This is a genomic window from Mycobacterium sp. (assembly GCF_049278535.1).
Taxonomy (GTDB): domain Bacteria; phylum Actinomycetota; class Actinomycetes; order Mycobacteriales; family Mycobacteriaceae; genus Mycobacterium.
Map to the genome: position 1 here is coordinate 1 of NZ_JBAPMI010000038.1, position 9,845 is coordinate 9,845.

The following is a 9,845-nucleotide window of genomic DNA, read 5'->3' on the forward strand; positions in this document are numbered from 1 at the left end:
GCAGCGCCCGCAACGCGATAGCCGACTGCCCGCCGCGCTCGGCGGTCTGCACGGCCTCGCGGGCGGCTTCGATCGCGCCCGTCGTGTCGCCGTGAGCCGATTTCGACCACGCCTTCGCCAGCGCCAACTCCGGCGCGAACAACGACGACTTCAGGCCGTGCCGCGACTCGGCGCGACTCAACACCTTGGCGGCCTCGAGCTGGTCGCCCTGTTGGCCGAGCGCTTGCGCCAGCAGCATCAGCGACAGCGGACCCCACGAATAGCCGGTCCGCGCCAGCGGCCCGGCGGCCCGGCTCAGCAGCGTCACGGCGTCGTCGAAATCGCCCTGGGCGATCGCCACGTAGCCCACCAACGTCTCGCCGATCGCCCGGCCCGGCTGCTGCAGTTCGGCGAAGTCTGTGTAGCGCTGGGCAAGCCCGCGGGCCTCGGTCAGCCGGCCTGCCATCACCAACGCGGTGATCCGGCCGAAGCCGCTGGTGAACCGCAGCAGGCCCGGATGGTCGGCGGCGGTGGCCCGCCGGGCCAGCGCTTCGACGTCGTCGAACTGTCCGACGCGGGCCGAACTCAGCGCCGCAGCCGAAGCCGCCCATCCCACCGCGACCCCGTCGGCGTGCGGAGATGCCAGCACCTCCTCGGCGATCCGCAACGAACGCAACGGTGTGCCCGCGTTCATCGCGAAGGTCGCGGCCAGCGCGTCGACTGTGGCCTGAGCGGTCGAGGCCGAGATTCGGTTGCGGATGGTCTGCAGAAACGCGGTGGCCCGCTCCGGCTCGCTCAGCATCCAGAACTGGTTGGCCGCCCGCGGCATTGCCCATTCCATCAGCTCGGGCTGGGACAGCTGGTCGGGATCAACCGCGGCCAGCACCGCGTCGGCTTCTCGTCCGCGGCCCTGCCAGGCCAGCGCGTAGCCCAGTGCCAGCCGCGCCGGCAGTCCGCTCGAGCGGTCCAGCGCGGCGTGCGCCAGCTGCTCGGCCAGCTCGAGCTCGCCGAACCGCAACGCATGCTGGGCCGCAGACACCAGATCGCCGACGGCGTCAGGATTGTCGCTGTCCACGGCCAAAGCCGCGAGCCGCAACTGGTCGCCGACGTGGGTGGACGGGCGGGCCGCCAGGTGTTCGACCAGCGACAGGCGCAACGCCCGGGCGGCATCCGGCGCCAGCGCCGCGGCCGCGCGGGCGGCGTAGAGCGGATGCGCCGGGTAGACCGAGTCGTCGTCGACTGCGAGCACGCCCGCTGCTTCCGCTTGCTCGACGGCGTCCTCGCCGGCCAACGCCGCCAGATCGCTGCGCCCCAACGGCTCCGCCATCGCCAGGTAGTCCAGGACCGTGCGGGCCGGTGACGGCAGACCGGTCAGGTAGCCGTCGATCAGGCCCGCCAGCGTCGCGCCGCTCGTCAGGTCGCCACCCTCGACCAGGTGCCGCAGGTGCAGCGGGTTGCCCTGACTGCGTGTGACGACACCGTCGACCACCGCGGCATCCGGCGCCGACCCCAGGGCCGATTCCAGCAGCGCCGCCGTCGTCGCGGCATCCAGCGACCCCACCTCGACTCGGGTCAGCAGGCCATCGGCCCACAGCGCCGCGACTGCCTCCGGCAGGTCGGCCCCGGACCGGACCGTGACGATCAGCCGCGCCGAGCCGCGCAGCGCCAACTGGTAGAGCAGCGTGGCGGACAGGTGGTCCAGGTGGTGTGCGTCGTCGACGACGAACAGCTGCCGGGCATCGTCACCGGTCAGGTATTCCTGCGCGGTGCGCAGCAGCTCGGCCGGTCGGCCCGTCGCGGTGAGGTCGGCGCCGGTGAGCAGGGCGCGGAACGCGCCGAACGGGATGGCCTGCTCGGTCGCGGTGCCGACCACCCGGTGCACGACGGCCGACGACGCTTCCGCGGCGCTGTGCGCGAGCAACGTCTTGCCGGCACCGTCGGCGCCGAAGATCGCCGCGCCGGAACACGTCGGATCGTCCAGAGCTGCCGCGACCTCGCGCAGCAAGATGTCCTGCGGCGCGGCAACCCAAGCACTCGGCACCGCCGGAGTTTATGGCGCGCGCCCCCGACCGGATGCGGTTAGGCCCAAATGCGCTCGGCGGCAAGGTTGGTCTACGTTTCGACTGTGCACCCCAAACGCGACGCGCCCCACCCACGGGCGGTCTGCGTGTACTGCGCGTCCGGCCCCACCGACCCCGAGCTGCTGGCGCTGGCCGCCGAACTCGGCGAGGCGATCGCCAACCGGGGCTGGACCCTGGTCTGGGGCGGCGGCAATGTCTCGGCGATGGGTGCGCTGGCCACCGCGGCGCGGGCTCGCGGCGGCTGGACCGTCGGCGTCATCCCCAAGATGCTGGTTCGGCGCGAGGTCGCCGATGATGACGCCGACGAGCTGATCGTCACCGACACCATGCGGGAGCGCAAACAGATCATGGAGGACCGGGCCGACGCGTTCATCACATTGCCGGGCGGCATCGGCACGCTGGAGGAGTTCTTCGAGGCCTGGACGAGCGGGTATCTCGGCATGCACGACAAGCCGGTGGTGATGCTGGATCCCGCCGGACACTTCGACGGGCTGCGCGCCTGGTTGTGCGGGCTGGTCGACAGCGGATACGTCACGCAGGCCGCAATGGACAAGCTGGTGGTTGTCAACGACGTCGATGCAGCCCTGGCGGCCTGCACACCCCGCTGAGCGGATTTGCTCGCAGCGTTAGGCTGGCCGCCATCTGCAGTTGCGCGAAACGAGGGTGGACTGTGTCCCAACACAACTCCGGTGATCACACATCGGTCGGACTGATCGACATCGCGAGCCAGGTGCCCGGCCTGTTGGCCGACGTGCCGGGGATCGTCCGCGGGGTGGTCACCGGCCTGCTGGCCCGGCCGACTTCCAAGACGTCGATCGGCAAGGTGTTCCAGGACCGAGCCGCCCGGTTGGGTGACAAGGTGTTTCTCCGGTTCGGCGAGCAGCAGCTGACCTACCGCGAGGCCAATGCGACCGCCAACCGCTATGCGGCCGTGCTTGCGGCTCGCGGTGTCGGCCGCGGCGACGTGGTCGGGATCATGCTGCGCAACTCACCCAACGCGGTGCTGATGATGCTGGCCGCGGTCAAATGCGGCGCCATCGCCGGCATGCTGAACTACCACCAGCGCGGCGAGGTGCTGGCGCACAGCCTGGGCCTGCTGGATGCCAAAGCGCTCGTCGCCGAAACCGATCTGATGGACGCGGTGGATGAGTGCGGCTGGTCCGGGATCACGCCGACGACCATCGAGGAGATGGAGCGACTGGCGGCCACGGCGCCGACCGTCAACCCGCCGTCCGCGTCGGCCGTGCTGGCCAAGGACGTCGCGTTCTACATCTTCACATCGGGCACTACGGGTCACCCCAAGGCCAGCGTGATGACGCACAAGCGATGGTTGGCGGCGCTGGCCGCCTTCGGCGGACTTGGCTTGCGGCTCAAGAGTTCTGACACGTTGTACAGCTGCCTGCCGCTCTACCACAACAATGCGCTGACCGTTGCGATCGGCTCGGTGATCAACTCGGGGGGCACCCTGGCCCTGGGCAAGTCGTTCTCGGCGTCGCGGTTCTGGGACGAGGTAATCGCCAGCAACGCAACGGCATTCATCTACATAGGCGAGATCTGCCGCTATCTGTTGAACCAACCCGCCAAGCCGTCCGACCGCGCGCACAAGGTACGGCTGATCGCCGGCAACGGGTTGCGGCCCGAGATCTGGGACGAGTTCACCTCCCGGTTCGGCATCGCGCGGGTCTGCGAGTTCTATGCGGCCAGCGAGGGAAACACCGCGTTCATCAACATGTTCAACGTACCCAAGTCGGCCGGCTGTTCGCCGATGCCGGCGGCCTACGTGCAATACGACACCGACACCGGAGCCCCGCTGCGCGGCGCGGATGGCCGGGTCCAGCGGGTACCGACCGGCGAGCCCGGTCTGCTGCTCAGCCCGGTCACCAAGCTGCAGCCGTTCGACGGATACACCGATCCGAGTGCAAGCGAAAAGAAGTTGGTGCGCAACGCTTTCCGTGACGGCGACTGCTGGTTCAACACCGGTGACGTGATGAGCCCGCAGGGGATGGGCCACGCGGCGTTCGTCGACCGGCTCGGCGACACCTTCCGCTGGAAGGGCGAAAACGTCGCCACCACACAGGTGGAACGGGCGCTTGCCTCGAACAAGTCGGTCGAGGAGTGCACCGTCTTCGGTGTGGAAATTCCACGCACCGGTGGTCGCGCCGGAATGGCGGCGGTCAAGCTGCGCGACGGCGCGGACTTCGACGGCAAGGCGCTTGCCGAGACCGTCTACTCGCAGTTGCCGGTGTACGCACTGCCGCTGTTCGTGCGCATCGTGGAATCGATGGAACACACCACCACGTTCAAGAGCCGCAAAGTCGATCTGCGCGAGCAGGCCTACGGCCCCGGCATCGAGGACCCGCTCTACGTGCTGGCCGGCCGGGACGAGGGCTATGTGCCGTTCTATGACGACTACGCGCACGACGTCGCGAACGGCAAGCGGCCGCAGGGCTGACCGACACCCATTTTCGCAATCGTGGTCGCATGCGATATCAGCCCGCGGTGATATCACCCGCGGTGCGAAATCGGAAAAAGCATGTCTTCCCACCCAGCGACCGAAGCGGCTGGTGTGACTCGTGAGGCCCTGGGCGCTGCACAGCGCTGACGACGGGCACGATGGAGGGGTGCAGTCCACCCTGTGCGGTCGCCGGGTCAGCGACGATCGCCCATTGATAATGGCGATCGTCAACCGCACCCCGGACTCGTTCTACGACCGCGGCGCCAACTTCGCTGAAGATGCGGCCAAGGCTGCCGCGGACCGTCTGATCGCCGAGGGTGCCGACGTGATCGACGTCGGCGGCGTCAAGGCAGGCCCGGGGGAGAGCATCGACACCGAAGCCGAGACCGCCCGGGTGGTGCCGTTTGTCGAGTGGCTGCGCGACGCCTATCCCGACCAACTGATCAGCATCGACACCTGGCGTTCGGGGGTAGCCAGGCTGGCCTGCAAGGCGGGCGCAGATCTGATCAACGACAGCTGGGGCGGCTATGATCCCGCGATGCCCGAGGTAGCGGCCGAATTCGGCGCCGGCCTGGTGTGCTCGCACACCGGGGGGGCCCGGCCGCGCACCCGTCCGTTCCGGGTCAGCTATGGCACCAGCACCCGCGGTGTGGTCGACGATGTGATCGGTGAACTCACCGCGGCCGCGGAACGGGCCGTCGTAGCGGGGGTGGATCGCGACCGCATCCTGATCGACCCGACCCACGATTTCGGCAAGAACACCTTTCACGGATTGGCGCTGTTGCGGCACATGGAAGATCTTGTTAACACCGGGTGGCCGATCTTGATGGCATTGAGCAACAAAGATTTTGTCGGGGAGACTCTTGGGGTGGACCTGACGCAACGACTGGAGGGAACTCTGGCCGCCACTGCGCTCGCAGCCGCGGCGGGTGCGCGGATGTTCCGGGTGCATGAGGTGGGGCCGACCCGACGGGTGCTGGAGATGGTGGCGTCGATCCAGGGGCAACGACCCCCGACGCGCACGGTGAGAGGACTGGCATGACGGCATCTGAGCTGGTCGATCTCGCCGCCGAGGGCGCACTGGCCGCCGCGCCCGGCGACGTCTGGCTGGCCGACCGGAGCTGGACCCGTCCCGGGTGGACGGTCGAGGAGCTGGAGGCGGCCAAGGCCGGACGAACCATCTCGGTGGTGCTGCCAGCCCTCAACGAGGAAGACACCGTCGAATCGGTGATCGAGAGCATCTCGCCGGTGGTCGGCGGGCTGGTCGACGAGCTGATCGTGCTCGACTCGGGTTCCACCGACGACACCGAGATCCGGGCGATTGCCGCCGGCGCACGCGTCGTGACCCGTGAACAGGCGTTGCCCGAGATCGCACCGCGGCCCGGCAAAGGCGAGGTGCTGTGGCGCTCGCTCGCGGCCACCAGCGGCGACATCGTGGTTTTCGTCGACTCGGATTTGATCGACCCGCACCCGATGTTCGTGCCGCGCCTGCTCGGGCCGTTGCTCACCGAGGACGGCATTCACCTCGTCAAGAGCTTTTATCGGCGGCCGCTGAACGCCCATGACGCCAGTGGCCGGGAAGGCGCCACCGGCGGTGGCCGGGTCACCGAGTTGGTGGCACGGCCGCTGCTCGCGGCGCTGCGGCCCGAACTGGGCTGTGTGTTGCAGCCGCTGGGCGGCGAATACGCGGCCACCCGCGAGCTGCTGACGTCGCTACCGTTCGCGGCGGGCTACGGCGTCGAGATCGGCCTGCTCGTCGACACCTACGACCGGCTGGGCCTGGACGCGATCGCGCAGGTGAACCTCGGCGTGCGGGCGCACCGCAACCGGCCGCTGGCCGAGTTGGGTCCGATGAGCCGTCAGGTGGTAGCGACGCTGCTGTCGCGATGCGGCATCCCCGATTCCGGCGTGGGCCTGACCCAGTTCTTCGTCGACGGCGAGGGCTACACGCCACGCACCTCCGCGGTGTCGCTGGCCGACCGGCCGCCGATGAACGCCGTTCGGCCGCGCCGCTCGTAGCACTCGCGTCCGCAGTCGGACCGATAGGGCAATATCGGTGCCGTGGCATTGGTGTTGCTCTACGTGGTGGTCTTGGTCCTGGTAGCGATCGTGCTATTCGGTGTGGCCAGTGTGCTGTTCGGCCGTGGCGAGCCGCTGCCGCCACTGCCCCGGGGGACCACGCCCACGGTGCTGCCCGCGTCGGGTGTGACGGGCGCTGACGTCGACGCGGTGAAGTTCACCCAGACGCTGCGGGGCTACAAGACCAGTGAGGTCGATTGGGTGCTGGACCGGCTCGGCCAGGAGCTCGACCAGCTGCGCGGCCAGCTGTCGTCGGTACACGCCGCGGCCGCCGCCGACGTGGCGGCTGATGACGCCCCAGATGCCGACACCGCCGAAGACGAGCAGGAGCCGACGTGACCGGGCCCGACGTGGCCGGGTCCGACGACGGTCTGGTCCGCTGCGACTGGGCGGTCGGCAAGCCCGGCAGCGCGGACTTTCTGCTCTACCGCGACTACCACGACAAGGAATGGGGTCAGCCGCTGCACGGCCGGGTGGCGCTGTTCGAGCGGATGAGCCTGGAGGCCTTCCAGAGCGGGCTGTCCTGGTTGATCATCCTGCGCAAACGGGAGAATTTCCGGCAGGGCTTCGCCGGCTTCGACATCGAGAAGGTAGCCCGCTTCACCGACGCCGACGTTGCCCGCCTGATGGCCGATCAGGGCATTGTCCGCAACCGCGCCAAGATCGAGGCAACCATCGCCAACGCGCGGGCCGTCGCCGACGTCGACGACCTCTCAGAGTTGCTGTGGTCGTTCGCACCGGCGCCGCGACCGCGGCCCGCGACCCTCGCTGATGTGCCCGCCACTACGCCGGAATCCACCGCCATGGCGCGCGAACTGAAGCGTCGCGGGTTCCGCTTCGTCGGCCCCACGACCGCCTACGCCCTGATGCAGGCGACCGGGATGGTTGACGATCACCTGCGTGCTTGCTGGGTCCCCTCAACCGTCGCCTGAAACGCCGAGCCGGAGGTCATGTACACCCACCCGCGCGGATAGGGAACAATGGAGGGGTGAATGTGCAGTTGACGGGCCAGCTCGAACTTGGAGGGAGCGCTCGATGGCGGCGATGAAGCCCCGGACCGGTGACGGTCCACTGGAAGCGACCAAAGAGGGGCGCGGCATCGTGATGCGGGTACCGCTGGAGGGCGGTGGTCGACTAGTCGTCGAGCTGACACCCGACGAAGCCGCCGCGCTCGGCGACGAGCTCAAAGGCGTCACCAGCTAAACCCGCCGTTACGCGCACACCTTCTGGTAGATCTCCAGCGTCTGCTGCGCGATCTGCGCCCAGGAGAACTCGGCAATGCAGCGCTGCCGTCCCGCTTGGCCGTAGCGCTCGGCCCGCTCCGGGTCGGCGACCAGTGCATTGACCGCCGATGCGATCCTGCTCTGGTAGCCGGCCGCGTCGTCCCGGTCGTAGTGCACCAGCGAACCGGTCACCCAGTCATCGACCACCTCGGGTATGCCACCGACATCGGAGGCCACCACCGCCGTGCCGCACGCCATCGCTTCGAGGTTGACGATACCCAGCGGCTCGTATACCGACGGGCATACGAAAACTGTTGCTGCCGAGAGTATTTCACGAATCTTGCCGATCGGCAGCATCTCCCGGACCCAGTACACCCCGATCCGCGCCTCGGCCAGCTCGGCTATGCCGGCGCTGACTTCGGCAGCGATTTCCGGTGTGTCGGGCGCCCCGGCGCACAGCACCAGTTGCACGCCGGGATCGAAATCGTGTGCCGCTGCCAGCAGATGGGCGACGCCCTTCTGCCGGGTGATTCGCCCGACGAATGCCACGGTCGGCCGGCTGAGATCGACCCCGAGGTCGGCCAGCACCGACTCGCCCGACTGCGATCCCAGTGGCTCGGCGGGGTACCAGACGTCGGTGTCGATCCCGTTGCGCACCACGTGCACCCGGCTGGGGTCCACCGTCGGGTAGACCCGCAGCACGTCCTCGCGCATACCCGAGCTGACCGCGATCACCGCATCGGCGGCGTTCACCGCGGTGTGTTCCACCCACGACGAGACCCGGTAGCCACCGCCGAGTTGCTCGGCTTTCCAGGGCCGCAACGGCTCCAGTGAATGCGCGGTCAGCACATGGGGGATGTCGTAGAGCAACGACGCCAGATGCCCGGCCATCCCGGCGTACCAGGTATGCGAATGCGCGACGGTGGCTTCCCCGGCGGCGTGGGCCATCACCAAATCTGTCGATAGCGTCGAGAGGGCCGGGTTCGCGCCGCGCAGTTGCGCGTCGGGCTGGTAGGCGAAGGCTTCTGGCCGCGGCGCCCCTTGGCAGTGCACGTCGACCTGGCACAACTTGCGCAGTTGGGCGACGAGTTCTGTCACGTGTACCCCGGCTCCGCCGTAGACCTCCGGCGGGTACTCCCGAGTCATCATCGCCACGCGCATACCCGGCACCGTAGTGGTCGCGCCCGAACCGTGCAGCCCCGGCCACCGTGTTAGCTAGATCATCCAAATTTGTTGATGGACAATCCGTCCGCGTGGGTATTCATGGGTTTGATCTGGCAGGGGTTTGCAGCGGCCGATAGGTTTGATTCATGAGGGAAGCGCCACATGTGCTGGGCATTGTCATGGCCGGCGGTGAGGGCAAGCGGTTGTACCCGTTGACCGCAGACCGTGCCAAGCCGGCGGTTCCCTTCGGCGGCGCCTACCGTCTGATCGACTTCGTGCTGTCCAATCTCGTCAACGCGCGCTACCTGAGGATCTGCGTTCTCACTCAGTACAAATCGCATTCATTGGACCGCCATATTTCGCAGAACTGGCGACTGTCAGGTCTGGCGGGTGAGTACATCACCCCGGTCCCCGCCCAGCAGCGGCTCGGCCCGCGCTGGTACACCGGCTCCGCGGACGCGATCTATCAATCGCTCAACCTGATCTACGACGAGGATCCGGACTACATCGTGGTTTTCGGCGCCGACCACGTGTACCGGATGGACCCCGAGCAGATGCTCCGGTTTCACGTCGATAGCGGTGCCGGCGCCACTGTCGCCGGGATCCGGGTGCCCCGCGCCGAGGCCAGCGCGTTCGGCTGCATCGACGCCGACGAATCGGGCCGTATCCGCGGCTTCATCGAGAAGCCGGTCGAGCCGCCAGGCACGCCGGGGGACCCGGACGCCACCTTCGTCTCAATGGGCAACTACATCTTCACCACCAAGGTGCTCATCGACGCGATCCGTGCCGACGCCGACGACGACGACTCCGATCACGACATGGGCGGCGACATCGTCCCGCGGTTGGTGAGCGACGGCATGGCCG

Annotated in this window: 10 protein-coding genes; 8 read left to right on the forward strand and 2 right to left on the reverse strand. The window is 68.3% G+C overall.

Going from position 1 to position 9,845, the window contains the following annotated elements:
* On the reverse strand, positions 1 to 2,020 hold a 2,020-nt coding region (locus tag WAO18_RS02220), incomplete at its 3' end, for an AAA family ATPase (protein WP_422203507.1).
* A gap of 84 nt (positions 2,021 to 2,104) precedes the next feature.
* Here WAO18_RS02220 and WAO18_RS02225 point away from each other — a divergent pair.
* The 7 genes from WAO18_RS02225 to WAO18_RS02255 all read left to right on the forward strand — a co-directional run bounded on the left by WAO18_RS02225 (position 2,105) and on the right by WAO18_RS02255 (position 7,797).
* Positions 2,105 to 2,668, forward strand: a complete 564-nt coding sequence (locus WAO18_RS02225; protein ID WP_422203508.1) for a TIGR00730 family Rossman fold protein — start codon at positions 2,105 to 2,107, stop codon at positions 2,666 to 2,668.
* Between the two features lie 62 nt (positions 2,669 to 2,730).
* Positions 2,731 to 4,512, forward strand: coding sequence for a long-chain-acyl-CoA synthetase FadD6 (gene fadD6 / locus WAO18_RS02230; RefSeq protein WP_422203509.1), 1,782 nt, complete (start codon positions 2,731 to 2,733; stop codon positions 4,510 to 4,512).
* A gap of 220 nt (positions 4,513 to 4,732) precedes the next feature.
* The gene (folP, locus tag WAO18_RS02235) at positions 4,733 to 5,557 is read left to right on the forward strand and encodes a dihydropteroate synthase (RefSeq protein ID WP_422203519.1); all 825 of its coding nucleotides are present in this window, start codon (positions 4,733 to 4,735) and stop codon (positions 5,555 to 5,557) included.
* Entirely contained in the window at positions 5,554 to 6,534 is a 981-nt protein-coding gene (locus tag WAO18_RS02240; RefSeq protein ID WP_422203511.1) for a glucosyl-3-phosphoglycerate synthase, read from the forward strand. The genes folP and WAO18_RS02240 overlap by 4 nt, the downstream gene beginning before the upstream one ends.
* Before the next feature lie 42 nt (positions 6,535 to 6,576).
* Positions 6,577 to 6,933 carry a DivIVA domain-containing protein gene (locus tag WAO18_RS02245; protein WP_422203513.1) on the forward strand — a complete coding sequence of 119 codons (357 nt, stop codon included), beginning with the start codon at positions 6,577 to 6,579 and terminating at the stop codon, positions 6,931 to 6,933.
* Positions 6,934 to 6,944: 11 nt separating this feature from the next.
* Complete coding sequence (locus WAO18_RS02250; RefSeq protein WP_422203520.1) at positions 6,945 to 7,526, forward strand: DNA-3-methyladenine glycosylase I; 582 nt, start codon at positions 6,945 to 6,947, stop codon at positions 7,524 to 7,526.
* A 103-nt stretch (positions 7,527 to 7,629) separates the two neighbouring features.
* A complete protein-coding gene (locus WAO18_RS02255) occupies positions 7,630 to 7,797 on the forward strand; it encodes a DUF3117 domain-containing protein (RefSeq protein WP_003406247.1) in 168 nt (55 codons plus the stop codon).
* Between the two features lie 8 nt (positions 7,798 to 7,805).
* Here the strand turns inward: WAO18_RS02255 and glgA are convergent, their stop codons facing one another.
* Positions 7,806 to 8,978 carry a glycogen synthase gene (glgA, locus tag WAO18_RS02260; RefSeq protein ID WP_422203515.1) on the reverse strand — a complete coding sequence of 391 codons (1,173 nt, stop codon included), beginning with the start codon at positions 8,976 to 8,978 and terminating at the stop codon, positions 7,806 to 7,808.
* Between the two features lie 149 nt (positions 8,979 to 9,127).
* Here glgA and WAO18_RS02265 point away from each other — a divergent pair.
* On the forward strand, positions 9,128 to 9,845 hold a 718-nt coding region (locus WAO18_RS02265), incomplete at its 3' end, for a sugar phosphate nucleotidyltransferase (RefSeq protein ID WP_422203517.1).

Excerpts from the sequence above, each read along its gene's own strand:
- folP (WP_422203519.1), top strand. The coding sequence starts at position 4,733 with ATGGCGATCGTCAACCGCACCCCGGACTCGTTCTACGACCGCGGCGCC.
- WAO18_RS02255 (WP_003406247.1), top strand. The coding sequence starts at position 7,630 with ATGGCGGCGATGAAGCCCCGGACCGGTGACGGTCCACTGGAAGCGACC.
- glgA (WP_422203515.1), bottom strand. The coding sequence starts at position 8,978 with ATGCGCGTGGCGATGATGACTCGGGAGTACCCGCCGGAGGTCTACGGC.
- WAO18_RS02240 (WP_422203511.1), top strand. The coding sequence starts at position 5,554 with ATGACGGCATCTGAGCTGGTCGATCTCGCCGCCGAGGGCGCACTGGCC.